The organism is Microcystis sp. 0824, assembly GCF_003112475.1.
Lineage (GTDB): Bacteria > Cyanobacteriota > Cyanobacteriia > Cyanobacteriales > Microcystaceae > Microcystis > Microcystis aeruginosa_C.
This window is the reverse complement of record NZ_BDSM01000050.1, coordinates 84703-110603: the sequence shown is the minus strand read 5'-3', so window position 1 is coordinate 110603 and position 25901 is coordinate 84703. Positions and strand designations below refer to the sequence as shown.

General features: G+C 44.5%; 27 protein-coding genes and 1 pseudogene. 11 read left to right on the top strand and 17 right to left on the bottom strand.

Annotated elements, in window-relative coordinates:
• Positions 1 to 26 precede the first annotated feature (26 nt).
• The 4 genes from N0824_RS16760 to N0824_RS16745 form a co-directional block, all read right to left on the bottom strand.
• Positions 27 to 368: a DUF760 domain-containing protein gene (locus tag N0824_RS16760; RefSeq protein WP_108937572.1), complete on the bottom strand. Its 342-nt coding sequence runs from the start codon at positions 366 to 368 to the stop codon at positions 27 to 29.
• Between the two features lie 188 nt (positions 369 to 556).
• Positions 557 to 1720 (bottom strand): GuaB3 family IMP dehydrogenase-related protein, encoded by a 1164-nt coding sequence (locus tag N0824_RS16755; protein WP_045359907.1) that lies wholly within the window; start codon positions 1718 to 1720, stop codon positions 557 to 559.
• Between the two features lie 82 nt (positions 1721 to 1802).
• A complete protein-coding gene (locus N0824_RS16750; protein WP_108937571.1) occupies positions 1803 to 2039 on the bottom strand; it encodes a hypothetical protein in 237 nt (78 codons plus the stop codon).
• 90 nt (positions 2040 to 2129) lie between these two features.
• Positions 2130 to 2819: a lecithin retinol acyltransferase family protein gene (locus N0824_RS16745; RefSeq protein ID WP_108937570.1), complete on the bottom strand. Its 690-nt coding sequence runs from the start codon at positions 2817 to 2819 to the stop codon at positions 2130 to 2132.
• An 80-nt stretch (positions 2820 to 2899) separates the two neighbouring features.
• Between N0824_RS16745 and N0824_RS16740 the strand changes: the two genes are divergently transcribed.
• Together N0824_RS16740 and N0824_RS16735 are read left to right on the top strand one after the other, a co-directional pair.
• A complete protein-coding gene (locus N0824_RS16740; protein ID WP_002771307.1) occupies positions 2900 to 3133 on the top strand; it encodes a hypothetical protein in 234 nt (77 codons plus the stop codon).
• Between the two features lie 22 nt (positions 3134 to 3155).
• Positions 3156 to 3650 carry a phosphoribosyltransferase gene (locus N0824_RS16735; protein ID WP_043998939.1) on the top strand — a complete coding sequence of 165 codons (495 nt, stop codon included), beginning with the start codon at positions 3156 to 3158 and terminating at the stop codon, positions 3648 to 3650.
• Positions 3651 to 3732: 82 nt separating this feature from the next.
• Here the strand turns inward: N0824_RS16735 and cydB are convergent, their stop codons facing one another.
• Both cydB and N0824_RS16725 read right to left on the bottom strand, forming a co-directional pair.
• Positions 3733 to 4746 (bottom strand): cytochrome d ubiquinol oxidase subunit II, encoded by a 1014-nt coding sequence (gene cydB, locus N0824_RS16730; protein ID WP_002792975.1) that lies wholly within the window; start codon positions 4744 to 4746, stop codon positions 3733 to 3735.
• Between the two features lie 8 nt (positions 4747 to 4754).
• Positions 4755 to 6182: a cytochrome ubiquinol oxidase subunit I gene (locus tag N0824_RS16725; protein WP_108937569.1), complete on the bottom strand. Its 1428-nt coding sequence runs from the start codon at positions 6180 to 6182 to the stop codon at positions 4755 to 4757.
• Between the two features lie 232 nt (positions 6183 to 6414).
• Between N0824_RS16725 and mnmG the strand changes: the two genes are divergently transcribed.
• Complete coding sequence (gene mnmG, locus N0824_RS16720) at positions 6415 to 8322, top strand: tRNA uridine-5-carboxymethylaminomethyl(34) synthesis enzyme MnmG (protein ID WP_108937568.1); 1908 nt, start codon at positions 6415 to 6417, stop codon at positions 8320 to 8322.
• A gap of 380 nt (positions 8323 to 8702) precedes the next feature.
• On the opposite strand, the gene N0824_RS16715 is transcribed toward mnmG, so the two are convergent.
• The 4 genes and pseudogenes from N0824_RS16715 to N0824_RS21785 all read right to left on the bottom strand — a co-directional run.
• Complete coding sequence (locus N0824_RS16715) at positions 8703 to 11909, bottom strand: tetratricopeptide repeat protein (protein WP_108937567.1); 3207 nt, start codon at positions 11907 to 11909, stop codon at positions 8703 to 8705.
• A gap of 170 nt (positions 11910 to 12079) precedes the next feature.
• A complete protein-coding gene (locus N0824_RS16705) occupies positions 12080 to 12295 on the bottom strand; it encodes a type II toxin-antitoxin system death-on-curing family toxin (protein WP_233256472.1) in 216 nt (71 codons plus the stop codon).
• 4 nt (positions 12296 to 12299) lie between these two features.
• On the bottom strand, positions 12300 to 12524 hold the full coding sequence (locus N0824_RS16700) for an AbrB/MazE/SpoVT family DNA-binding domain-containing protein (protein WP_080600713.1): 225 nt from the start codon (positions 12522 to 12524) through the stop codon (positions 12300 to 12302).
• Positions 12525 to 12590: 66 nt separating this feature from the next.
• Positions 12591 to 12662 (bottom strand): annotated as a pseudogene (locus N0824_RS21785) (DUF2283 domain-containing protein); the annotation flags it as partial.
• Positions 12663 to 12675: 13 nt separating this feature from the next.
• Here N0824_RS21785 and N0824_RS21780 point away from each other — a divergent pair.
• A complete protein-coding gene (locus tag N0824_RS21780; protein WP_306438776.1) occupies positions 12676 to 12981 on the top strand; it encodes a hypothetical protein in 306 nt (101 codons plus the stop codon).
• Positions 12982 to 13006: 25 nt separating this feature from the next.
• Here N0824_RS21780 and N0824_RS16690 read toward each other — a convergent pair whose 3' ends face one another.
• On the bottom strand, positions 13007 to 13546 hold the full coding sequence (locus N0824_RS16690; RefSeq protein WP_108937565.1) for a hypothetical protein: 540 nt from the start codon (positions 13544 to 13546) through the stop codon (positions 13007 to 13009).
• Between the two features lie 107 nt (positions 13547 to 13653).
• The gene (locus N0824_RS16685; protein ID WP_108937564.1) at positions 13654 to 14046 is read right to left on the bottom strand and encodes a hypothetical protein; all 393 of its coding nucleotides are present in this window, start codon (positions 14044 to 14046) and stop codon (positions 13654 to 13656) included.
• Positions 14047 to 14058: 12 nt separating this feature from the next.
• On the opposite strand from N0824_RS16685, the gene N0824_RS16680 reads away from it, so the two are divergent.
• The 4 genes from N0824_RS16680 (at position 14059) to N0824_RS16665 (ending at position 17355) form a co-directional block, all read left to right on the top strand.
• Positions 14059 to 14961, top strand: coding sequence for a hypothetical protein (locus N0824_RS16680; RefSeq protein WP_108937563.1), 903 nt, complete (start codon positions 14059 to 14061; stop codon positions 14959 to 14961).
• Positions 14962 to 15049: 88 nt separating this feature from the next.
• The gene (locus N0824_RS16675; protein WP_002737592.1) at positions 15050 to 15247 is read left to right on the top strand and encodes a DUF751 family protein; all 198 of its coding nucleotides are present in this window, start codon (positions 15050 to 15052) and stop codon (positions 15245 to 15247) included.
• 41 nt (positions 15248 to 15288) lie between these two features.
• Positions 15289 to 15681 (top strand): 30S ribosome-binding factor RbfA, encoded by a 393-nt coding sequence (gene rbfA, locus N0824_RS16670; RefSeq protein ID WP_002751761.1) that lies wholly within the window; start codon positions 15289 to 15291, stop codon positions 15679 to 15681.
• Positions 15682 to 15774: 93 nt separating this feature from the next.
• A complete protein-coding gene (locus N0824_RS16665) occupies positions 15775 to 17355 on the top strand; it encodes a glycoside hydrolase family 3 N-terminal domain-containing protein (protein ID WP_108937562.1) in 1581 nt (526 codons plus the stop codon).
• On the opposite strand, the gene N0824_RS16660 is transcribed toward N0824_RS16665, so the two are convergent.
• The gene (locus tag N0824_RS16660; RefSeq protein WP_108937561.1) at positions 17352 to 18551 is read right to left on the bottom strand and encodes a lipid-A-disaccharide synthase-related protein; all 1200 of its coding nucleotides are present in this window, start codon (positions 18549 to 18551) and stop codon (positions 17352 to 17354) included. The genes N0824_RS16665 and N0824_RS16660 overlap by 4 nt on opposite strands.
• A gap of 339 nt (positions 18552 to 18890) precedes the next feature.
• Here N0824_RS16660 and tsaE point away from each other — a divergent pair, with 339 nt between their 5' ends.
• Both tsaE and N0824_RS16650 read left to right on the top strand, forming a co-directional pair.
• Positions 18891 to 19361, top strand: coding sequence for a tRNA (adenosine(37)-N6)-threonylcarbamoyltransferase complex ATPase subunit type 1 TsaE (tsaE, locus tag N0824_RS16655; protein WP_108937560.1), 471 nt, complete (start codon positions 18891 to 18893; stop codon positions 19359 to 19361).
• 358 nt (positions 19362 to 19719) lie between these two features.
• Positions 19720 to 20805 (top strand): tRNA (guanine-N1)-methyltransferase, encoded by a 1086-nt coding sequence (locus N0824_RS16650; RefSeq protein WP_108937559.1) that lies wholly within the window; start codon positions 19720 to 19722, stop codon positions 20803 to 20805.
• A gap of 4 nt (positions 20806 to 20809) precedes the next feature.
• On the opposite strand, the gene N0824_RS16645 is transcribed toward N0824_RS16650, so the two are convergent.
• The 4 genes from N0824_RS16645 to ftsY form a co-directional block, all read right to left on the bottom strand.
• Positions 20810 to 22093, bottom strand: coding sequence for a DUF3086 domain-containing protein (locus tag N0824_RS16645; protein ID WP_108937558.1), 1284 nt, complete (start codon positions 22091 to 22093; stop codon positions 20810 to 20812).
• Between the two features lie 201 nt (positions 22094 to 22294).
• On the bottom strand, positions 22295 to 22711 hold the full coding sequence (locus N0824_RS16640) for a DUF3119 family protein (RefSeq protein ID WP_108937557.1): 417 nt from the start codon (positions 22709 to 22711) through the stop codon (positions 22295 to 22297).
• A gap of 39 nt (positions 22712 to 22750) precedes the next feature.
• The gene (locus N0824_RS16635; RefSeq protein ID WP_108937556.1) at positions 22751 to 23551 is read right to left on the bottom strand and encodes a metal ABC transporter ATP-binding protein; all 801 of its coding nucleotides are present in this window, start codon (positions 23549 to 23551) and stop codon (positions 22751 to 22753) included.
• A gap of 94 nt (positions 23552 to 23645) precedes the next feature.
• The gene (gene ftsY / locus N0824_RS16630) at positions 23646 to 25001 is read right to left on the bottom strand and encodes a signal recognition particle-docking protein FtsY (RefSeq protein WP_108937555.1); all 1356 of its coding nucleotides are present in this window, start codon (positions 24999 to 25001) and stop codon (positions 23646 to 23648) included.
• A 225-nt stretch (positions 25002 to 25226) separates the two neighbouring features.
• Between ftsY and N0824_RS16625 the strand changes: the two genes are divergently transcribed.
• Positions 25227 to 25814, top strand: a complete 588-nt coding sequence (locus N0824_RS16625) for a Uma2 family endonuclease (RefSeq protein WP_108937554.1) — start codon at positions 25227 to 25229, stop codon at positions 25812 to 25814.
• The last annotated feature ends 87 nt before the right edge of the window (positions 25815 to 25901 follow it).

Below are 25901 nucleotides of genomic sequence, written 5' to 3'. Positions count from 1 at the left end.
CCTTTCCAAATAAATACCGCTAAACTTTAAAAATCGTTAGAACCGCTCTGGAGAGTAGCGAGGGATTTTTCAAAATTCATTCTCTGTTCAGCATTGCGGAGAAAGTAACCACTCATCATTGCTGAGGCCAATAACCGGCCCAGATGTTCGCGACTGGTACTGATAGTGACCCCGAAATGTTCCGAAGGAAGGTTGCCCAAAAGTCCGATAATGTTGCGTTCCATCACTTGGAAAACCTCTTGAGACTCCGGTTTCGAGAGTTGGGCGATTGTCTCCGGACTTAAGGTCTGCACATACTGCCACAAACTCTCAGAAAATTCACTATCGGCACCAAATAAATTGTGAGGGCGATCGTTTTCTCTATACACCTTTGATCTCCTTAACTCAATTTTTTGAAATTATCCTTTTGGTTCTTCCAATTTAACAGTTTTTTGAAATAGTGGGAGTCGGTAGAACCGAACCTGAAGGTGATGGTAATCCCAAGCAGAAAACCCATCTCCAGCAAAAATCGAAAACCTAACACTGATGATAACCGATCGCTGTTCACCGATAACTTTTATTTACCCATACCTAACTGTTGGGCCTTTTGATAGACTTTACCCTCCGTCAGCAGCGAGGGGGCAATCACCACTTCCACCTGTTGCATTTCCTTTAAGTTCTTAGCACCCAAAGTTCCCATACTGGTTTTCAGCGCCCCCAAGAGGTTATGAGTACCATCATCCAATTTTGCCGGTCCTACGAGGATTTCGGCAATAGTTCCCGTACTGCCCACACTAATCCTGGTTCCCCGGGGTAGAACCGGACTAGGTGTGGCCATACCCCAGTGAAAACCGCGGCCAGGGGCCTCCACGGACCGGGCAATGGGAGAACCAATCATCACCGCATCGGCCCCACAGGCGATACATTTGCAGATATCACCGCCGGTAATAATGCCGCCATCGGCAATAACGGGGACGTATTTACCGGTTTCTTGGAAAAAATCGTCCCTAGCGGCGGCACAATCGGCCACAGCAGTGGCCTGGGGAACTCCCACCCCTAAAACGCCGCGAGAAGTACAGGCAGCCCCCGGACCGATACCGACTAAAACCCCAGCTGCCCCGGTTTTCATCAGGTTAAGGGCGACTTCGTAGGTGACGCAGTTGCCCAAAACCACGGGAATGGGCATTTCTTGGCACAGTTGCACTAAATCGAGGGGGGTGATAGCTTCAGGGGATAAATGGGCAGTGGAAACAACCGTTGCTTGAACAAAGAGAATATCGGCCGCTGCTTGGGCAACGATAGCACCGTATTTGACGGCACCGGCAGGGGTGAGGCTAACTGCTGCAATACCGCCTTTTTCTTGAATTTCTTGGATACGAAGCTCGATTAGTTGCGGTTTAATCGGTTCTGCGTAGAGTTCCTGCATTAAACCGACGAATTCTGCTTTGCCGACGGCCGCAATGCGATCAAGAATCGGGTTAGGATCCTCGTAACGGGTTTGAATACCTTCGAGGTTTAGTACCCCTAGCGCCCCCAACTCGGAGAGAAGGACGGCCATTTTAGTATCCACCACCCCATCCATCGCGCTGGCGATAATCGGGATTTCCCGCTCGATATTGCCGAGAGACCAACGGGTATCGGCTAAACTAGGATCGAGGGTTCGCACTCCGGGTACAAGTGCGATTTCATCGATACCGTAAGCTCTACGGGCTGTTTTGCCCCGACCAATAATTGTATCCACGTTTCTATACTATTTCAGACCTATTTAGCCTAGACTAGCAAATTTCGCACCATCTGGAAAAGCTTTTCGGTATTATTGCCGACTAGGCCCCAGGAAAATAATCACCGCAGTCGATCGCTTGTTCGGTGTTGGCGCTCCTGGGTTGTACACTACATTTGAGGCGATAATCGTTGGTAAAGTAGCGGCAGTGGGAGCAAGGGATGGAGTGCATCCGTCGGGCAACTTGCCAACTATCGCGCACGGCACTGGCTAAAGACCAGCAAACTAAAGCGATAATGGCAGAGGCGATTGAAAAACGTAAAATAATCCAGATTTCCATGGCGAACAACTAAAATTACCTGATTTGGATAGGAATCAACCGAGGCAATCGGCAGAGGGTTAGATACTGAACCGTTTACTGACATCCAGACTAACCGTTAGCAATCACCAGACTTTTAAGAACATTTTCGGTCATGGCCGCTATTTGATCCAATTGTTCCTGATGGCGTTTTGCCTGTTTTTTGGCTTCTACCTTGCGTTTCAGGGCTTCCCGGGCTAAATCATCGCGATTTCTGCTTAAAGCTTCGATCGCTACTCGATTCCATGTTTCTGCTTCTTGAATGGCTTTTTTGTACTGGGGTTGAATTTCATCCCAACTCACCTTAAGATTGCTTAAAGCCCCTTTTAATAGGGTTTGGGCATTGTTGGGGTCGGCTCCGATGAGAGATTTTTTCAGAGGTTCGTAGAGTCCCACCGCTTGTAAATGGGTAATAATCGGGATAAATTCTTCTATCTGTTGACTTTTGCTAATACCGGTCTTACACCAAGTGGCAAAATGTTCGCAGTTGTTAAAAAGAAGATTATATTTCTGCTCCCCCAGACGACTTAGCGCCCTTTCTACCACCACATCGGGGATAAAGGAAAATCCCACCTCTACATAGCGCACCACATAGATTTTACCGCCCCTAGCAAAGGTTTCTAGGGAAGTTCGTTCGACAATCTCGCTCGGTTTTCGGTAATGAATGACGCTACCATCACCGCAATCGATGCCATGATGAGCATAAACACCCTGAAGATTGAGCAATTCCCGATAAGCGTATATTTGATCCCCTTTAGCCATATTTTTTTAGTGATAAAGTAAACAAGGAGATTATCTATTGACCCAGTTTTTCTAGTTATTACTCTTATATTTTAGAGATTATGGATGCTTTTAGTCCCTTTCCTCCTGACTGGACAGAGAATGCTGTTCACGCCTACAATTTTTGTTGTCCTTACTGTGGGGCAAAAGCTAAAGAAGCTCAGGCCGTTTGGATCAATCGCCGCGCTCCCGTTTTAGGAGAAGATTCCCGTCGTAAATGGCAGGAATTCTATCATTGTCAATGCGATCGAGTTTGGTGGGCCTGGAGTAGTGATCGACCTGCGGAAAATAAGTAATTCTCAATCGGGAATGTAAAATATGGCCGATGTCTATGTTTCTTGGGATGAATACCATCGTCTGATCGAAAAATTAGCAGTAAAAATCGATCATTCTGGTTGGCAATTTGCTCAGATTGTCTGTTTAGCTAAGGGAGGATTGCGCGTCGGTGACATTCTCTGTCGTCTTTTTCGTCAACCCCTAGCCATTCTTTATGCTGCTTCCTACGGGGGGCAAAATCATCAAATTCGGGGAGAATTAACTATTTCCTCGAATTTAGCCATGATCGAACCCAAATTAAAGAGTCCCTTGTTATTAGTGGATGATTTAGTCGATTCGGGAATCACTCTCCAAAAAACCTCGATTTTGTTACAGGAAAAATACGGGATTACCAATATCAAAACTGCGGTGATCTGGTACAAAGCGGCATCAAGAATCAAACCTGACTATTATGTGGAATATTACCCCGATAATCCTTGGATTCATCAACCCTTCGAGCGTTACGAGTTAATTACACCCAAAGACCTCCTAGAATAAATTCAGTTTAGCATCAGCGGTAGAGAGTTTCCCCTTAAAAATACCACCAAAGAAGATTCATATCTGAAATCGGCAACGCCATCTATTCTCCGTAGGATTCAGCAGTAATTTTACCCCGAAAAACGATGTAATTATAAACTGTATAGGCTAGTAAAATTGGGATTAAAAAACCCACAAAAGTCAGCATAAACACCAAAGAACTGGGAGCGGCCGCCGCTTGATAAATTGTCACGGACGGGGGAATAATATCGGGAAAAATCAACAATCCCAAACCGATAAAAGAGAGCATAAACAGCAATACTGTCCAGACCATCGGGGTGTTTTCTTCCTTTAGTTGCAAACTCCGCAGTAATAAACCCAGTAAGACCACAGCTAGAATCGGGATGAGGATAAAGATGTAAATTAGTCGAGGGTCAAATAAACGCTGACGGATATGGTCAGAAAGCAGCGGCGTACTGATGGTGATAAAGATAGCACCGATAAAAGTGGTAATAGCGGCAATTTTTGCCGTTTTATAGTGAACTTCCTGTAAATTCCCCGTAGTTTTCAGAATCAGGTAAGTGGAACCCACTAAAACATAAGCTTGGATTAAAGTTAAAGAAACTAGAATCGATCGCCATGTTAACCAATCAAAGGGGCCGCCGGCAAAATGACCCAATTCATCCACTTTAATGCCCTCAAAAACCGCACCGAGGGCGAATCCTTGCCCCAAAGCGGCCAAAAAACTGCCGAGTCCGAAGGCATAATTCCAGAACAACTTGCGACGAGAATGTTCACGAAACTCGAAGGAAACAGCCCGAAATAACAGCCCCACCACCATAATCACTGCTGGCAGGTATAAAGCGTTTAAAATTGTCCCGTAAGCTAGGGGAAACGCCCCAAACAGGGAACCCCCCATCAAGACAATCCAAGTTTCGTTAGCATCCCAAACATTGCCTAAACTGGTCATTAAAATACTGCGACGCTTCTCGGAGGAGGAAGTCAGGGAAAGAATTCCCACTCCCAAGTCAAAACCATCGAGGAGGACGTAGAGAAACAGGAATAAACCCAGAATAAAAAACCAAATTTGCGGCAAAAAATACTGTAACGGTTCCATAGTTCCTCCTATTGTTGCGCTTCTAGGGAACGAGGATTTAGTTCTGGTGAGGTCACTGTTTCCTGTTGAGTCCCCGGCAGTGGTAAGTTAAGATTGGGTCCCTGACGGATAATAAGACTACCGAAATAGAGAGCAGAAACCAAGAAAACGACATAAATCGCCGTAATTCCGATTAAAGAAGTTAAAATCTCGCCTGCGGGCAGTTTAGAAGCAGCATCCACTGTCCGGATTTGATTGTAAACCGTCCAGGGTTGACGACCGACACAACGGACAATCCAACCGGTTTCAACCGCAAGATAACCCAGAGGGGCTGCAAAAACCCAAGCGCGTAGTAACCATTTTTGACTGTCGATTTTTTCGTTAGATAATTGACCGCGCAGCCATTGCCCGACAGTTACAGCCATTAAAGACGCGAGAAAAAGACCGATAGCGACCATAATCCGGAAGGAATAATAGATTAGCCCCACCATGTGCGGTCTGTCTTCGTATTTCCACGTTTTTAAGCCCAGAACAGGTTCCGATAACTTGGGTTTTAATTCCAAAAGATAACCCAAAGCATTAGGAATTTTCACTTCCCAGCTATTTGTCTCCGCTTTATCCTTGGGTAAAGCGACCAAACTCCAACCGGCAGTTTCTCCCGCAGGAATAGTTTCCCATTGCGCTTCCATGGCGGCTAATTTAGCCGGTTGATAGTGATACACTTGTTCGGCACTAAGATGACCGACAAAAATTTGCAAGGGAGCAATAACAATCGCTAGAGTAAGAACAATTTTGAGAGAACGACTAAAAAAGCTAATGTGACGTTTATTGAGCAAATACCAAGCACTAATCCCACCAATGACGAATAAAGAAGTTTCCAGAGTAGCGAAAAACATATGCAGGAAACTATTAACCATGAAGGGATTGAGAATCGCTTGTAGGTAATCCTGAACGATAAATTTACCATCCACGAAAATGCCGCCGGCGGGGGTTTGCAGCCAAGAATTAGCGGTTAAAATCCAGAAAGTGGAAAGATTAGCCCCGAAAGCGACGAGAATTGTCGCTAGGAAGTGAATTAACGGGGGAACTCGTCCCCAACCAAACAGCATAATTCCTAGAAAACTAGCCTCTAGCATAAAGGCCATGGTTCCCTCGAAACCGAGGATAGTTCCGAAAAAGTCCCCCACCGCTTCCGAAAAAGGCGCCCAATTCATGCCAAACTGAAAAGCCATGGGTAAACCAGAAGCAACTCCAATGCCGAAATTGAGAATGTAGAGTTTTGCCCAGAAGCGAGCGTGATGATAGTAGTCAGGATTGCGGGTTTTTAGCCATAATCCTTCGACAATGACTAGATAAATGCCCATACCAGTGGTTAACACCGGCCAAAGCATATGGAAAATAGCGGTGATGGCGAATTGTATCCGCGACAAAGCAACGGGATTGGCAAGTAAATCCATGATTACAATCTTTAAACGATCGTCAAGATATGATAAGCACCTATAATACTTAGCCAGTAATGCCCTGAAAAGGCAAGGTTAAATAGGGATTATACAGATTGTTTTTAGATTTATGCGATCGCTTTGGTGTTATTCAATGACTCAGTTAGTATTCTTGTATTGTATTTGAGGGAAAACTCAGAAAAATTGCTAGAATATTAGCCTGATTAATTAATTTTCCCCTCGATCGAGTATGACTTTCTCCTCAGCCGCAGACTTTCAAGATGAATTTGATGTCATCGTCGTCGGGGCGGGCCATTCCGGCTGTGAAGCGGCCCTAGCTTGCGCCCGTCTCGGTTGTCGTACCCTTCTCCTCACCCTTAATCTCGATAAAATCGCCTGGCAACCCTGTAACCCCGCCGTCGGTGGTCCAGCTAAATCCCAATTAACCCACGAAGTGGACGCTTTAGGCGGCGAAATTGGCAAAATGGCCGACCGCACCTATCTGCAAAAACGGGTTCTTAATGCCTCTCGCGGACCGGCAGTCTGGGCCCTACGGGCCCAAACCGATAAACGGGAATACGCGGCGGTGATGAAAGGTATCGTCGAAACCCAAGCCAATCTGGTTATTCGGGAAGGCATGGCCACAGACCTGATTTTAGGGGCAAATGAGCAAGTTTTAGGGGTAGAAACCTATTTCGGCACTTGTTTCGCCGCTAAAGCCGTCATTTTAACCACTGGCACTTTTTTAGGCGGCAAAATCTGGATCGGCGGCAAGTCTATGGCAGCTGGACGCGCGGGCGAATTTGCGGCGGTGGGTTTAACAGAAACCCTAAATCGTCTCGGATTCGAGACCGGTCGCCTAAAAACTGGCACTCCTGCCCGTGTGGATAAGCGTTCAGTGGATTACTCCCGCATGGAACCGCAACCGCCCGATGACGAGGTGCGTTGGTTTAGTTTTGATCCGGAGGTGTGGATCGAACGAGAACAAATGAACTGTCATCTCACCCGCACCACGGCGGCAACTCATCAATTAATCAGAGATAATTTACATTTATCCCCCATTTATGGCGGTTTTATTGACTCCAAAGGGCCGCGTTATTGTCCTAGTATTGAGGACAAAATCGTCCGTTTTGCCGATAAAGAAAGTCATCAAATTTTTATTGAACCGGAAGGGCGCGATATTCCCGAACTTTATATTCAAGGCTTTTCAACGGGACTGCCGGAAAATGTTCAATTAGCAATGCTGCGGACTTTACCCGGTTTAGAAAACTGTGTGATGTTGCGGGCTGCCTATGCAGTGGAATACGATTATTTACCGGCAACTCAGTGTTATCCAACCCTGATGACGAAGAAGATTGAGGGATTATTTTGTGCGGGACAAATTAACGGGACAACCGGTTATGAAGAAGCGGCAGCCCAGGGACTGGTGGCGGGGATTAATGCGGCCCGGTTTGCTTTAGGAAAAGAGTTAATTGTTTTTCCCCGGGAGGAAAGTTATCTAGGAACTTTGGTCGATGATTTGTGTACCAAGGATCTGCGGGAACCCTATCGAATGTTAACCAGTCGTTCCGAATATCGCTTAGTATTGCGATCGGATAATGCCGATCAAAGATTAACACCTGTAGGGCGAGAAATTGGTTTAATTGATGACCGGCGTTGGCAATTATTCCAGAGCAAACAAGCTAATATTATCGCTGAAAAAGAACGCCTACACGAAACGAGAATTAAAGAACGGGATCAGGTGGCAATTGCCATCGTTAAGGATACAGAACAAAAAATCAAAGGTTCTCTCTCTTTAGCGGATTTACTGCGTCGTCCTAGCTTGCATTATCTCGATCTTGATCGTTATGGTTTAGGTAATCCCGATATAAATTTAGCCGAAAGAGAAGGGGTAGAAATTGAAATTAAATATTCCGGTTATCTGAAACGACAACAAAATCAAATCGACCAAATTAGTCGCCACAGTAACCGTCATTTATCCCCCGATATTGACTACATGAAAATCGAAACTTTGTCAATGGAATCCCGGGAAAAATTAACAAAAATTAAACCCGCCACCATCGGTCAAGCCTCGCGAATTGGCGGAGTCAATCCCGCCGATATTAACGCTTTATTAGTGTATCTAGAAATGCGGCAGATGTCGGCAGTTAAAAGTTAGGAAATAATCCTAATTATCAGTGATCGAGAATTCTTATCGGCTGCTTAATTAAGTAGCTGGTTATAATTAAATTAAAAATGGATTTTATGTTCGATCCCCCCTTAGTTTCCCCTTGATAAGGGGGGTGTCGATCCCCCCTCCCCCCCTTGATAAGCTGTCCTTTAGTCACATCTTTCTTAACATTTCAAACCTTTGTAGCACAAGGCTTTCAAGACTCGGTTAACAATTGGTAATATTCCTTGTTGACACCCTTACTGACAAAGAAAAAACTGAAATCAAGTCAGGATAAGGGTTGGAGTGCTTACTGAAAAAAATGTTAAGAAAGATCCCTATAAGGGATAGCTTGATAAGGGGGGTGTCTGATAATTTTTAACGCCTACCTAATTGGCATCCCCAATCAAAATAAATAGCGACCAAAAATAAGGGTGGGGATACTTTTCGATCAGGCTTAATTTTGCCTCTCTCATCGATGCGCTTTTGCTCATTCCTTTCTGGAGATTTTGATAGAATTCAGCCATCATAATCGAATTAATTGCCTCATAGGATTTGTCTTCAAATTTTGTGCCATCAGGCGCGTTCCAAAGACTGGCTATTACTGATTTAGCGCCGGCTCTTTCTAAGACGTAAGCAAGTCCTGAAATTTCCTGGCCGTCTGCGTTGGCTTCCTTGGCGGTTCGACAAGCACTCAGGGTAATTAATTCGGTATTTTTTAAGCCTAATAATGCGGCATCGGCGATTTTATATTGCTCTTTATTGGCGAAAAGAATAGTATTAGCTTGCATACCCAAATTAGGACAGCCAGCGAGGTCAAAACAGCCGTGAGTTCCGAGGTGTAAAATCGAGAAGCGAAAGGCTTGTTTTTTGAATATATCTAAGGTTGCGTTTGTCCCGAGATATTTTTCACTTCCCGGAAAGATTTTGCTGATAGTTTCTGCTTCTATTTCTGTGCCTTTAAGATCAACTTTTTCTTTTTTCTCCGTGTCAAATAGAAAAGGTTTGGGATTAGCTAGAGCTAAGGCTTTGAGAGTGGAGCGATCTGTTTTCGTTTTTTGAGTAGCAAGAGAAGAGGTCGAGATACGAGTTAAATAATAAATTGGATATTTTTCTAGGAGAACTTGCTCATTTTTCTCATCGTAGAGGGTTTCAAAGGGAATATAGCGCAGTTGTCCAGTGGCGATAATAGCGATATTTTTCGGGGAACTGGTGGCGATTTGTGATTCAATGGGACGGATTAAAATCTCGTAGAGTTTGCCACCGGTAACATCCACATCGCTATTTTTATGATCGGCTAATTGGGTACGGTATTCGCTGACGAGTTTATTCAATTCCTCGCGTTTTGTATCACTTTGAATAACGATTAATTTTTCTCTAGTAACGAGAAATAGGGCGACTTTATCGCGGAGGGGAACGGGTTGAATAACGAGGGTATCAGGAGCGATATTTTTCTGGAGTTGGGCGATGTCGGTGGGTTTACTTTCAAAAAGTTCAGCAATTTCAGAATATTTATCTCCGATATTTTCCGCATTTTTATAGACTTTTTCCTCGAATTGTCGGATCTGTTGTGCCAGTTCTTCAGAGAATTTATCCTGTAGTTGTCGGCGCATTCCTTCGAGTTGTTGATTGTCGGTGTTCCAGTTATCAAGTGCTTTTTGTGCATCGGGATCAGCAACTTTGGCATCGATCAGGCGATTGTAATCGGCGAGATCGGCGGTAGTGGCGAGGTTAAGCCATTGAAAGGCTTTTTCTGGTTGGTTTTGCTGGATGAGGATTGTGGCGAGGGTGATGACGGTTTTCTCCTTAGAGGCTAAAAACGATTTTCGATTTTGACCTGCAATATTTTCCCTCGAAATATCTCCCCGTATCTTGAGGATAATGTTGAGGGACTCTTCCAAATTCTTGATCGCTTCTGCGGGTTGATTTATCTTTTGATAAGCAACTCCTAAATTATTTAAAGAATTAGCTTCCCCTTGTAGATCGCCGATTTTCCTCGCTATGGCTCGATTCTCTTGATGGTGATCGATCGCTTTCTGATATTGTCCGAGGGAAAGATAAGCACTTCCTAAATTGCCTAAAGAATCGGCTTCCCCTTTTAGATCGCCTATTTTCTTCGCAATGTCTAAAGTCTGTTTAAGGTAATCGATCGCTTTTTCGTACTCTCCGAGGAAGTAGTGAGCAACTCCTAAATTGTTTAAAAAAGACCCTTCCTCTTGCCGAAGGCCTATGTCCCTCGTGATGACTAAAGACTTTTCGTAGAGATCGATCGCTTTTTGATACTCTCCACGCGATTGGTAAGCGTTTCCTAAATTGCCTAAAGATCTGGCTTTACTTCCTTGATCGCCTATTTTCTCAGCGATTTCTAAAGACTGCTGGTGGTAATCGATCGCTTTTTGGTATTGTCCGAGGGATTGGTAAACGTTTCCTAAATTGCCGAGAGCATTGGCTTGCCCTTTTAGATCGCCTATCTCCCTTGCGATGGCTAAAGACTGCTGGTGGTAATTGATAGCTTTTTGGTACTGTCCTAGTAAGTGGTAATTAAGTCCTAAATTGTTTAAAGAACTGGCTTCCCCAGAACGATCATCTAACTCCCTCGTGATGTCTAAAGACTGCTGATGGTAATTGATCGCTTTTTGATACTCTCCACGCGATTGGTAAGCGTTTCCTAAATTGTTTAAAGAGGCCGCTTCCCCCTGTCGATCTTTAATCTCCCTCCTGATGTCTAAAGACTGCTGATGGTAATCGATCGCTGTTTGATACTCTCCACGCGATTGGTAAGCGTTTCCTAAATTGTTTAAAGAATTGGCTTCTCCTTGGCGATTAACTATCTCCCTGTTAATGACTAAAGACTTTTTGTGGAGATCGATCGCTTCTTGATATTGTCCGAGGGAAAGATAAGCACTTCCTAAATTGTCTAAAGAAGCGGCTTCTCCTTGGCGATTTTTGATTTCTTGATAAATTTGTAAGGCTTTTTCCCACGATTGCAAGGCTTCTCGAAACTGACTTATTTTATATTGTTGAGCGCCTTGCTCGAAAAGCTTATCCGCTTCTTTTCGCTGTTTTTCTGCTTCCATTAATACTAAAAGTTTTTCAGCACTTTTTTCTAAATCAGCATCCTTAATTTCTTTTGCGATTATTAAAGTCTGCTGAAAAAATTCTATGCTCTCCTTAAATTCTCCTAACTCATAGTAAGCCCCACCGAGATTTAAAAAGGCGAGGGCTTCTAGACGACGTTCTTTTGACTCTTGTGCTATTTTAACCGCATTTTCTAAAACAGAAATAGCTTGACGGTATTGACCGTCGTTAACATAGGCATTGCCTAAATTAACGGTAGATTTAGCTTCCCCTGAAAGATCTTTAATTTGCCGGTAGGCTATCACCGCCTGTTGACAGGATTGAATCGCCAATTTTACTTGATTATTATCAAGATTCTGGCGACATAATTGTAAAAGCTGATCGGCTTCCGCTTTCCTCGCATCCGTATTTTGCGCTATTACCGCAGGGACGAGAGAGGAGAGTTTCCCGTTAACAACTGGTAGGGTGACGGTAGCCACTAGGGAAAGAGTAAGTAATGCGTAAAATTTGGGATTCATAGTTATTTCCGCTATCAGTTATTAGTTAATACACCTCATCATGAGTTCCAATGTTAATCAAAACTATCCTATCTGTTTGATTTTTTTCGTCTCGTTCTAAATAGAAAATGATGCGGCAATCATAACTACAGGAACAAGCTCTCAATTCCTGATATTCTCCCCTGACTCGATTAACATTTCTTGCTGTTCCCTGGGTAAGCGTAGGCTGCTGCCAAAGAAGCCATGTCAGGATGCGACTCAGAATAAGCCAGAAGATTTTGCGGTCGGGAAAGTGCGCTTTCTAGCAACCCCTCATCTCGAATACCCTCTAATCCACCATGCTCGGCTATTTGGCGGTGATGAATCGCGAGAGCTACCCCATCAGCTATCCAGATTAGCTGGTTCATGAGCCTAAGTTGCCAGCTTTCTCAAAACATTCCAGTCTTCGCGCATCACTTCCTCCGCCACTTCCATTTGCTGGACAAATTCGGGGTCGTAGGGTGTAAGCTCAAAGCCATTCGGCGTTTCCAAGAGGTAGAGCATATCGCCTTTACTAAGGCGCAGCTTCTCCACCAACTCTTTCGGGAAAATCACCCCCATAGAGTTTCCTACCGTTGTGACTTTTAACTTAATCATCATTTTTTGACTGAGTAAATATATCAATTATAGCACCTCCCATATTTCCTGAATTTCTCACATCACTTAACAATTTAGTATTAACTTTCCGAACCATTGTCTAATCTCTTGTTTTTCACTCTCTTCCAACGGAAAATCATCCCTATCAACTATCCTCCCTATCCTAAAAACCTTTCCTTGGGACAGTAGCGAAGCAATTATCACCCTAAAAAAAGAGCATCTGATCGATATTCTCGATCGCTATCTTAATAACGCTCTATCTGCCACCGACTTAGAAAACTGGGCCGATGCCATCGAATGCAGAGAAGATATCGCCTATGAAACAGATGAGGAATATCTCATCAATGACATCATCTTTTACCTCGCTAATCCAACCTTAAACTATCCACTATCACCAAAAACAATCGAACAATACATCAGCCAACTTTCCCATTTAAAGTCTTCCTTAATTGCCTAAAAAATAGGCTTCTTCTTTGTGAATTTTAATGGGGGTTTACTTGAATCTCAATTTTGTCCGAGGGGTTGAATTTAATTTCCTCAACAACATAGGAACTGTTAAGGGCTACACGCTCGATTCCTCTTATTTTTGGAGAATCTAGCGAGGTTAAAGTTACTTCCGCTTTTCCTTGATTAACATCAATAATTTTGAAGTTCTGTAGGGGTTCCGTCCAGCGTTCTCTATTCTGGTTTGGATTGCTTGATCCCCCTTCCCCACGAATAACAAGCGTTCCGCTTTTGATAATAATCTTCCCTTGAAACTCTATCTGTTCTATCTCTTTCATTGCTACTTCTTTTGTTTTTGATTCTCTCCCTAAAGCGATCGTTTTTGTTGGAGAATCGAACTTGATTAATCTCCCAGATAGAGAAGTGCCATTTTTTAAAGATACTTTTGTATCATCCGGTATAAATACGGGAATTTTCTTGACGGGAGATAGATCGCCGGTGGCTGGTAGATGATAGCCAGCAAGAGAGGCGATAAAAACTAGGCTAGTTGCGGTTATTATTGGGTAGAGTTTTTTCATCTTTACCTTGCCTGAATGATCGGGATTTAGTTGGTTCTGTTTTCGATCTTGGATGCGGTGGGTTAGGAGTAACAGTAACCCAACCTGCGGTTTTTGTCAATATATTTTTACTTTCCGAAACCTTTGTTCGGGCGGTTTTGTTTGGCAATACGGAGGGCTTTTCCAGTTTTGCCATCCTGTAGTGCAATCCGCATCGATCGCTTTTTCTGGTAGGATTGAATATCCGCCGCTAACGGATGATCGTTATCGATCCGTAGATGGGTTAAAGAACAGACAAGAATCGTTTGTTTTCCCGATTCGTTTTTTAGGGAACAAATAATTCCCCCCTCGTCTCCCGTGTAGAAAATTTTATCGATCGAAAACTGGTGATCGGGTTTGTATCGCTCGCCTTTTGTTTCAGCTATTTTTAACGTTTCGGGAGTTGCACGCACAGGGATTGGTAAACTCGCTTCCATTTTCTCAATTAACAAACGAACTTGTCGGGGATCGTCGATCGACATGGGTTATTCTCCTTGATAAAATACAAAGAACTGGCGATAGAACCCGGTCGATCGAGTAGGATAGCGATCGAAAACGCCAATCAGGGACATTTTGCCGTGAGCGCTCCGAATTCTCCCCCTCCCGGAACACAGATACTAGGAACCTTCGCCAGTCTTCTCGGTTTGCTGGGGATTTTTCTCTATTTTACGGGATGGATTTATCGGTGGGCCTATTTCGGCTGGTTTAGCCTTGAGATTAACCGTTTGGACTTGCCCTTGCGTTCCTTCCTTTTTGTGCCGATACAGGTCTTCTGTGGCGATTTCGGTGCGTTGCTGCGAACGTTTCTGGCACTGGTTGCCGTTGCCTTTGCGATTCAATTTACCCTCTGGATTTTGTCTCCCCTGCCATCCTATGCAATTGTCAGTCAATCTCAACGGAAATTTCATCAAAAATTTCAACCCCTAAGTGTATTAGTCCGGGGAATTCCCGAAGCTCTCCGAAAAGATTTGATCGCTGTTATTTGGCTATTAATTATCCTTTTTTGGTTAGCCCGAACTCAGGGATCGATCGATGCCCGTCGCGATGCAGTTAATGATACTTCTACCTTACCGGTTATCACTTTAGTTTTACCGGAAAAACAGATAGCGATCGGTCGGAATCCGGAGGATGTTTTTACCGATCCTTCTCTCAAAGGTTATCGAATTATCGGTGAGACTAAATTACTCGAAGAGCTGCGGGGAAAAGAAACGAATGATAGTAAAGTTAATCCCCCGCGAGTTTGGCGGTTATTAATCCAAAATAACAATTGGACTTATGTTTTTCGCGGGTTATCCCCTCAGTCGGCAGAAAATGAACGTCCGGCGATTCTAGCCATTCGCGAGGATAAGGAGGGACAATTGATGATTCTCGCGCCGGATGTCCCAAAATCCCAGTGAAACTCAATCGGGGAGATTATCGAATTACCCTTGAACATCGAAGCTTACTGCTATAATTACTTACGGACAAAGATAATAAATAAAATTTATGGGCGACTTTTTTGATAACGTGAGCCGTTACCCCCGCTATCTGATTAGCTTTAGTTTAGGGATTTTCTTCGCCTTTTTTGGCTGGTTAGCCCCTTTATTAAAAAATCCCCTCACAGCGATCGCACTTGTGGGCTTTCTGGGGGGAACTTTCGCCTTTCTTTATTTCACCCTCAAAGCCATGCTCGGATTAGCTTGATACAATGGTAAAGGTTTCGCTGTTTTTAGGGGACGAAAATTATGGCCAATGATCGTCGAGTATCTCGCGTGTCCTCGCTAATTAAGCGCGAGGTCAGCCAAATGTTATTAATGGAAATTAAAGATGATCGCGTCGGTGCCGGTATGGTGAGCGTTACCGATGTGGACCTCTCCCATGACCTACAACACGCTAGGATTTTTGTGTCTATCTACGGCAACAAAGATGCAAAGGCCGAAACTATGGCCGGGTTAAAAGCGGCCGCGGGATTCGTCCGGCGTGAACTCGGTCAACGCATCCGTCTGAGACGTACCCCCGAAGTGGTCTTCCTAGAAGATTCTTCCCTCGAACGCGGCGATCGAATGTTACACCTTCTTGATCATATTAAAAGCGATCGACCCCCAGAAGATGACGATTCCGCTATCAGTGACCAGTGAACAGTGATCAGTAGAGGATAACTAAATTTAGACAACACTGGGAACTTAAAACTTAAACCTGATAACTGATAACTGATAACTGATAACTGAATAGTGAGCGATCGCATTTTATCCCTAAAAGAACGTATTGGTCAGATGATAGTAGTCCGCGCTTCCGGCTATCTCTTTGACCAACAAATCCGCTATCCTGTCTGGGAACCTGTCAACGCTACCCTAAAACATTGGTTAGAAACCCTCCACCTCGGTGGGGTGATTCTATTGGGAGGTAGCGCCGCCGAAATCGCTCTCCGCAGCCAACAATTACAAAGTTGGTCCGGGGATAATCCTCTCCTCATTGCTGCCGATATCGAGGAGGGAGTCGGCCAAAGGTTTTCTGGCGCTACTTGGTTTCCCCCCCCGATGGCTTTAGGAAAAATAGCCGAAAAAAGCTTGACAAAAGCCACAGAATATGCTAGGGAAATGGGAGCAATTACCGCTAAGGAGGCTCTAGCGATCGGGATTAACTGGATTTTAGCCCCAATTGTCGATGTGAACAATAATCCCGACAATCCGGTTATCAATATTCGTTCCTTCGCTGAAACTCCCGAAATCGTCGCTAATCTAGCTCAAGCTTTTATTTTAGGGGCGGATTCCTATCCAGTTTTGACCACGGCCAAACATTTTCCCGGCCACGGTGACACCAGCAATGACTCCCATCTCGATCTTCCCATCATCAACCACGATCATGATCGCCTAGAAGCGATCGAATTGCCGCCCTTTCAAGCAGCGATCGAGTCGGGGGTTGATAGTATTATGTCAGGCCATCTGTTAATTCCCGCTTGGGATGCCGAATTTCCCGCCACTCTTTCCTCGAAAATTCTCGGGGAAAAACTGCGCCAAAATCTCGGTTTTCAGGGTTTAATCGTCACCGATGCCCTGATTATGGGAGGAGTAACCAAAATTGCCAGCGCTGCCGCCATAGCAGTGAGGGCGGTACAGGCGGGGGCTGATATACTGTTAATGCCTCCCGATCCGATCGAAGCGATCGAAGCGGTGTATAGTGCCGTGCAAGCGGGTACAATTAGCGAAGCGAGAATTAATAATTCTTGGCAACGTATTCAACGAGCAAAAGAGAAATTAGGGCAAAGACAGCCATCCTTAGAATCCTTAAGCAGTTTAGCGGCACCGCAAGCTCTAGAGATTGTCAGGGATATTTTAAAAGATTCCCAAACAGTTAGCGCTAATTTACCCATTAAAGCCACTCAAGGCCGCAATTTAATCATTATCGATGATTTGCTCAACTGTGACTTTCTTGATCGCTCTTGTCCGGCGGTGACAATTCCCCGACAATGGGGTTATCAAACCCAAATAATCGACCGTAGCACCTTTAATCAGTCCCTCGTCTCCCCAGAAACGACTCTCCTACAAGTATTTATCCGTGGTAATCCTTTTCGGGGTAGTGCCGGATTAGGGGAGGAAACGAAAGCTATCTATCAAGCTTTGCTGAAAACCGGACAAATTCAAGCATTGATTGTTTATGGTAGTCCCTACGTTTTCCAGTGGTTTCGTCAACAAAGCGGAGAAATTCCCCATCTTTTCAGCTACGGACAACAACCAAGCGCCCAAAAAATTGCCCTAGAAACTATTTTTGAGGGGACCACTAGCGGCGAAAATCAGACCGATACTTTCGTTTAAGGGCAAAAATTGCCTAGTAACCATTGGGCAATGCGATCGGAGGCCCCGGCTGAACCCATTCTCTGACGACCATTAAAGGCGATTTCTTGCCACTTTGGGGGATTTTGTAATAAATATTCTAACTTGTCTGGCACTGACTCGGCACTATCGCCTAAGAGAATTGAACAGCCTAATAAACGCTGTTGCAGTGTGGCAAAATGAGCAGTAAACTGTGGTCCAGATCCCGCAATTGTGATCGCCGGTTTACCCAAACCGACGAACTGTTCCGTGGCAGTTCCCGCCATGGCGATCGCTAAATGGCAACGGCCTAAATATTCGGCGTAATCCCTTTGAGAAATAGTTATAAATACTTCTTGACAAATAAACTTATTTATGCTATGTTCTCCCCAACCCTGGGAAGTTAAAGCAGCCGTAAAAGATTCTAGGGGGAGAGAAGGAGCGATCGCTGCCAAAAATTCCAGCTTATAATCGGGAAAACGTCCAATCATGGCCGCCACAGCCTCGATAATTTTCTGCCAATTGTGGAGAGATTCGGGAAAGCGCGAACCGGGTAGCAGCAGAATATTTAGGCAATCTTGGGGAAAATCGCCCGTTATCGAGGGTAAAAGGTCATCCATCATCGGATTACCCCCATCGACAACGGGAATTGACCACTGTTGTAAAATTTTGCTAGTTAAACTATCCCGGGGAAAAACTCCCCGACAGCGAGGATGAGCCATTAACCAGCGTTCCCAGGGATAATAGTAGGAACCCCAGAGGCGATCGATCATCGAGCTACTATCTAACCATCCCTGCTCATCCCGGAGATAGTATTCCGATTTAGCCGTTCCCACAAAAGCATAATCTGTCCCACTCAACCAAGCAAGGGCAAGGGGTAAGATATCTCCCACCGCGACAATTTTTCCCTTTTCTTGGCCCCAATTTCTGACCAGACGGTATTGACGGGAGGTTAATCCTAATAATCCCTCCCGTAGATCTCGCCATAATTGTTTGGCATCCCCGGTGATAAAACCCCCAGAGGGCATTTTTTGACCTCGATCGAGAAGGGGAATCCCCAGACGAGTATAAGCATAACCGTTACCCACTAGGGGTAAAGCAGTAATACCGGGACAGTGGGGAGATGATTGCAGTCTTTTGATAATCCGGATCGCGATCTCGTCTTCACCGTGGCCATTACTCAAAAATAATAATTTCACTGTTCCCCTTAACTTCTGGCTTAAAGTCCTAAACTTCGGTTGTTTTATTCCCTTCGACCCTAGACAATGCTGATGGTTAGGGAACAATCAATTTTATAAAAGCAGTTAACCAACTCCCATTTAGTCTAATCTACCGGAAGGTTTCGCCGATCGCTTATCTCTGTCTTGATAACGACCATTTGACCCAAGGCAAGACTAAGAGATAAGAGATGAGTTTAACTGCTTTTATTTTTCTCGATCATAAAGACCAAATTTTGCCCCCCAGAGCCAAGAAGGTCAGAAACCTGCTCTGATCGCTATATTAAAATCAGTGGTTAATGGGCATCCTAACGGGAAAAAATGATTATCGACTTACCCGATCGAGAAGCTACTGTCAATTTAGGCGAAAAACTGGGGCAAACCTTGGCCTCTGGCAGTGTAATTTTATTAAAAGGCGATTTGGGAGCGGGAAAAACCACCTTAGTACAGGGAATTGGCTTAGGATTGGGTATTCAAGAGCCGATAGCTAGTCCTACCTTCACCCTCGTTAACGAATATAACGAAGGCCGCCTTCCTTTGTATCATTTGGATTTGTATCGTTTGCAGGGTCAAGATATCGAGGCGCTGTACCTAGAAAATTATTGGCAGGGAATCGAGGTAGATTTAGGGATAGTGGCGATCGAATGGTCGGAACGTTTAACTTTTTTGCCGGAAAATTATCTAGAGATTACTTTACTCGATCGAGGTGAGCAGGGACGACGAGCGCTGCTCAATTTTGTCGGTGGGGACGAAAAAAATAACGACCCCACAGGAATCGCTATCGGCACTTGACTCTTTAAGCAATCAAACTTCAGCGGTAACTCTGGGCATCTAAGATAGATGTTGGGGTCGATCCCCCCTTAATCCCCCCTTGATAAGGGAACTGATAGTTTTTAACACCTAACTACTTATAAGATGTAAAAAAATAACTATTTTTTCACCTTTAATTTGCCCTTCCCACGGAGAAAATATCAGCTTTTCAGAGATATAATACTAAAAAAATCGGCAATTTTTGCTAATTTCACACTATCTTTAGATTTATCCTCTATCTTGATGTCTGATCGGTTTTGGCAGTGGTTGACCCTTTCCTCTCCTAGGGAATCGTGGAAAGAAAAAAAGTAGCGATCGAGTGCTAATTATGAGATGAGCGATGCAGGAAGAAAAAGCGATATTTAATATCAACAATACTTTTTATCGACCGGAGAGTAAAATCGTCCGAGATTTAGGAGTTTTAGGGGCGGCAATTGCCCAAAAAGAGCGGGGAAGTTTGCGGGTTTTAGAGGTGATGAGCGGCTCTGGTGTGCGAGCGCTCAGGTATTGGTTAGAAAGTGGTGCGGATTGGCTGTGGGTTAATGATGGTAATCCAGAAATTAAGCCAACTTTAGCGGCTAATTTAGAGAGTTTATTACAACAGAAACAAGGCAAAATAACCTATAAATCTGCTCAAGAAGTTCTCCTAGAATGTTATCTTGAAAAAGACTATTATGATCTAGTTGATATTGATGCTTTTGGTTCTCCTGCATCTCTGTTTAGTGCTATTCCTTTAGCCACTAAAATCGGTGGTTTAATTTATCTGACTAATACCGATGGACGAACGCTGACGGGTCATAATCTAGAAAATAGTTTAGCTGATTATGGAGCCTATGCTCGCAATCATCCAGCTGCCCACGAACAGGGATTAAGATTAATTATCGGCGGTTTGCAATTAGAATCGGCCCGGTTAGGTTTAGGAATTACGCCGATTTTTTCCTTCTTTTTTGGTCAAAGTTATCGGGTGATGGTGCGGTTAACAGCTAATAGACAATTAAATAGTCATAACTACGGTTTTCTCGGTTATTGTCATAGCTGCGGGGAATATCAATCAGTGCCTTGGCCGAAGTTAGGCAAGATGGTTTGTTCTGGGGACGGGCAACCTTTAACCTTAACCGGACCCTTGTGGTTAGGCAGTTTACACGATCGCTTTTATCTAGAAAAAATGGCAGATTTAGCCGAACAATGGCAGTGGAAAAAGGTAGTCAAATTGTTAGAAATAATGAGGGAAGAAAACGATTTTCCTCCCTATTTTTATAGCTTTCGGGAAATTGGGAGAAGGGGCAAATTAGATCTACCCAAAAGAGAAGATTTAATTGCGGCTCTCTTAGAACAAGGTTATCGAGCCGCTGCCACCCATATTAACCCGCAAGCGGTGAAAACTAACGCTTCTTTAGCCCAATGTATCGCAATACTCAAGGACTAATTAGTTAATACCAATAACTAGAAGTTTGTTGGGGTTCAGGGGCAAAAGCTAACCAGTAGGGGAATTGTAAAAGAGCGAAATTCAGCCTTTCTTCGGTATCATCGATGATAATGAGCGGTGAATACTTATCCTCGATTAAACGTTCCGCTTTTTGAATTAAAGCTTCGGGAGACTCAAAGAGAACGATGCCGCGGTCCGGTCCAAAATCGGCGCGGGAAATGCCGAGACAATCTTGGAGACCGCGCCGCCATTCGCCTAAACGTTCGGGACTATTAGCCAGAACGAGAGAACGGAAGCGATCGCCCTGTAATTCCGCCATAATCGAGATAATTGCCGAAGCCACCAGAATATTTTGGAGACGGCTACCCATACCGCGAACAGTACCCCGGCCCCCCTGTTTAAAGAACCACTGTTGCACCCGTTCGGCGTGAATTGGTTCAAAAGTGCGCCGTAATTGCCAAGGCGGACCGTAATAGTCAGGGCGACTGCGATAACGGTCTAAAAGAGTTTGTATGCGCTGATTTTGGTCAGAAAAGCCCTGTCTAGGGGTGGATTGCCCCACCGGTTCCGATTCATAACCCGAACGGTTAGAACGACGGGGTTCTTGCCAATTATCCCGGCCCTGGTTACTGGTACGGGGGGGACGGGGACTTTCTTCGCGATAATCCCGGCCTTGACTGCCACGGGATGGACGCGGGGTTTCCTCCCGTTCGGTCCGCAGGGGAGGTTCCACAGGTCGGGGGGATTTTTCGGGGGTTTCAAAACGGGGTAATTCCAACTGTTCGGCAGCCGCGGCCAAATCCTGTAAACTGCCCACCAGATAGTCTTTAAATCCCTGAACCCGCACGGCTAGATCCTGGGAGACTCCGGCGAAATTACTCCGCATTTCCTGCCGAATGCGCTCACGACGGCGTTCTAACTGTTCGATCGCCAATTCTAAAGCCTGTTTGCGTTGTTCTAGGTCTTTTACGCCTTCCTTGAGCATTCTTTCGATTTGAGCTTTGATATCCCCTAGTTCCTCGGCGATCAAGCGTTCTTTTTCCGCTTTTAACGCCGAGATTTCTGCCGCTAGGCTCTGTTTTTGCCGTTCTAGAGCCTCGATTTCTGCTCGTAGGGGTTGCGCGTGCGCTGTGGGAACTAATTCGCCTTCGGGGGCGGTTTCCGATGGCAGGGAATTCTCTACCGGGCGATCGTTCCAGAGATCATCAAAACTAAATTCTTCGACAGATTCATTGGGTAAGTCTGTCATTTTGTCAAGGGGTAAAACATTAAAATCTTCTGAAGTCATCGGCTTTAGAAATGCAGAGCGAACAGAGGGCCAAGGCAGGCAATTAAGTAAGTGGTTCTGATTAATAGACGATAGATATTGCCTTTGATCCCCCCTGCCCCCCTTAATAAGGGGGGTGCCGATAGGCGGGGGGATCTGACAATTTTTAACACCTACCCACTTAAGACGCTATTAATTGCTAGATTTAATTTTAACTCAATCTTAGTTCGCTTCTGAGTCGATCGCTGGCGATGCTGCTAAAGGATAGTATTTTTCGAGGCACAGTCTCAGGGTTGCGCTGTCAAAGATAATGGGCAAAAAATGAATGCTGTTAATTTCTTTGAAATAAAATAGTATCGGGACTTTATTCCAGAAAATCCGCCAATTTTGCCATTCTTGGTAGGGAAAGGAGCGAATTTGTTGCCCGGACAGATAGACATCTAAGGAGGTGGGGGTAAACTGGAGACGAATGCGGGTAGTCTGGAACATCAAGAATAGGCCTAACAGGGAGAAAATTATTCCGAGCCAGACCTGTAAAAAGAGTAAAGGCAGCGATAAAATTACCAAAAACAGGGGAATTCGATAGTTAGGAGCCAGTTCGATCGTTCCTGTTACTTCTTGCGGGGAAATAGTTGTCATTGGTGTCCCTATCGGCAGTCAGCCAAAATATCTTCGCTTCTAGTTTATCGCATTGTTTTTCGAGAAGCGATCGAGATAATCGAGACTCGATCGGAGATAATCTGGTGGTGTCATGGCATCGTAGAAAGAGACTTTACCCCCGTAGGCACGCCGGAGATTAAAATCGGTTAAGACCTTAGATCGTTGATCGGCGAGGATCAATTCTTTATTTAAGAGGATTAAATCAGTAAAATGGGTGATAGATTCGCCTAAATCATGGTTAACCACCAGGACAATTTTATTTTTTTGGGCTAACTCACCAAAGATATTAAAAAGAATCCCCTCGGTTTTTTGATCTACCCCAACGAAAGGTTCATCAAAACAGAAAATCTCCGCTTCTTGGGCCAAAGATCTGGCTAAAAAGACTCTTTGCTGTTGTCCTCCCGACAACTGACCGAGGGGACGATGGCGTAAATCAGCCATTTCCACCCGTTCTAGGGCATTTAAAGCCTGTTGACGACTAATATGGGAAAAAGGGCGAAACCAACCCGTTTTCCTGACTCTCCCCATCATCACCACATCCCAAGCGGTGACGGGATAGGTCCAGTCGATTTGAGATCTTTGGGGAACATAAGCGACTTTATCCAGTTGTTCCTGTAGAGATTGCCCTTGATAGTTAACGCTTCCCTGTTGTACGCGAATTAATCCTAGCATGGCTTTGATCAGGGTACTTTTGCCCGCGCCGTTGGGACCGATAATACCGGTTAATCGTCCGGGATAAATTTTCAGGGTGATATCCCGCAGGGCTTCCACGCCGCGATAATATACTCCTAGATGACTAACTGTAATTGTCCTTTGCATAGTTGTTACCCTGAGTCTCCATTTCTAGAATAACTAAAAATGAGACAATTATGAAGCAACCATGAAAAGATTATGAAAGATAGCTAGGGTGAGATTAATCGCCACTTAGTAAAGCTTCCACGAATTCGTAACTGGAAAAAGGCCGCAGATCCTCGATTCCTTCCCCAGCGCCAACAAAGCGAATCGGTAGGTTAAGCTGACGCGCTACGGCAAGGGCAACACCCCCTTTAGCTGTACCATCGATTTTAGTCAGGATCACGCCGCTTAATTGGGCAGCTTCCGAGAAAACTTCTGCCTGTCGCAGCCCGTTTTGTCCTAAAGTGGCATCGAGAACTAGAAGGGATTCCACCACGGCACTCTCGGCTTTTTTGTCGATAATACGGCGAATTTTGCTTAATTCTGCCATTAAGTTCTTTTTATTCTGCAATCTTCCCGCCGTATCCACTAAGAGTAATTCTACCTCCCTGGATTTAGCGGCTTCGATGCCATCGTACACCACGGCGGCTGGGTCGGTATTTTTGCCCGGGTTGGCAATTACTTCGACTTGCGATCGCTCTCCCCAAACTTTCACCTGTTCCACGGCGGCAGCGCGAAAGGTGTCGGCAGCGGCAATTATACAACTATAGCCAGATTGTTTAGATAAATGAGCTAATTTGCCGATAGTCGTCGTTTTACCGACTCCGTTAACTCCTGTGAGCATCCAGATATTTAATTTACCTTTTTCTGGCTCAAAACCGGGGTTGCTATAATTGGCTAAAGGTGCATCTAAAATCTCGCGGATAATTTCTTTGAGATATTCGATCGCTTTTTCGGGGGGCAAAGCTTCCTGTTTTAGCTTATTTTGGAGGGTAGTGATAATATAATCGGTGGCATCTACCCCCACATCGGCCTGAAGCAATAAAGCTTCGATTTCCTCCACCGCATCTTGATTGAGGGGACCCTGACCGACCACGGCCTTAAGCTGATTGACCAAGCTGCGGCGCGTTTTGCCTAAACCCTGACGCAATTTTTTTAACCAGGTGATTTCTTCTTCGGAAACGTCCTCTGCTTGTCGTCCCTGATTGGCTAAAACTTTGGCCGACCAGATAAAATCCTCATCTGGTTCTGTAGGGGTTTCGATGGCGGTTTCTTTGAGAATTTCGAGGCGATCGGATTTTTTCAGCCAGGCGGGGGTATTATCCTCGGTTTCTTCTTCTTTAACTGGTTCTTCCTCTTGCGGAGGTTCTGTTTCAGCAATGGATGTTTCAGGGGTTTCGCTCACGACGGCCTCGGCCGTGGCTTTTTTCTCTTGAATATTTTTAAAGGCTTTTTTGGCCCAATCTAAATACTCTTCCTGACTGGTTGCCTCGCTAGTCGTCGGGGTTGCCTCGCTGGGGGTTTCCTCTACGGGTGCGGGGGGTGCTTGTTCTTGTTCGGGTTGGACTTTCTGACGACGGAACCAGTTAAACATAGGAGAAACTAAACATAAAACTATTTATCTAGTTTATCTTAACCCTTGGCGTGAGCAATTTTGATAGTTAGATTTTTAATTGTGGATTTCTCAGCATTTTTTGCCGGAGATTAAGGGAAAAATATGATCCGAGTCACTCAATTGATAACCTTGCTCAAGGATAACTTTGTCTCTTTTTAGAGAAATGCTGTATCCTAGAAAATAGAATAGGAAGGAGAGTCAAAAATGTTAAGCACTACCGAAACTAAATATTATACTCCCGAAGAATATCTAGCTCTGGAGGAAACATCCGAAGATAAAAATGAATATCGTCAAGGAGAAATTATCCCAATGGTAGGAGCAACAACTAATCACAATCAGATTTGTCTAAATTTTTGCCGTAATTTTCCCTTAAATATCAATAATCAAGATTACTATACCTATATGGAAACGGTGCGTTTATGGCTGTCAGATTATAGCATTTACACCTATCCCGATGTGATGGTGATTAAAGGTCAACCTCTCTATCAAGGGAGTAGTCAATCTAACGTGATCAATCCTTTAATTATTGTCGAAGTTCTCTCTAATTCCACCCAAGCTTATGATCGAGGGGATAAGTTTAAATTCTATCGTTCTCTGGCAACTTTTCAGGAATATATTCTGATCGAACAATCTAGTTATAGTGTGGAACGTTACTATAAACAAAAAGATGATCAATGGTTAGTTGATTTCGTCACGGGGCAAAATGCGGTTTTACAATTGCTGTCGGTGGATTGGCAGATTTCTTTGCAAGATTTATATCAAAGAGTCAATTTCAACCTAGCAGAAACCTAAAATTAAAAGAAATTCAAAAAAGAGAGATTGGCAAAAATAAGCTGCCCGTGCATTTAAATTACTTGTTGAGATAAGGCAAGAGGCAAC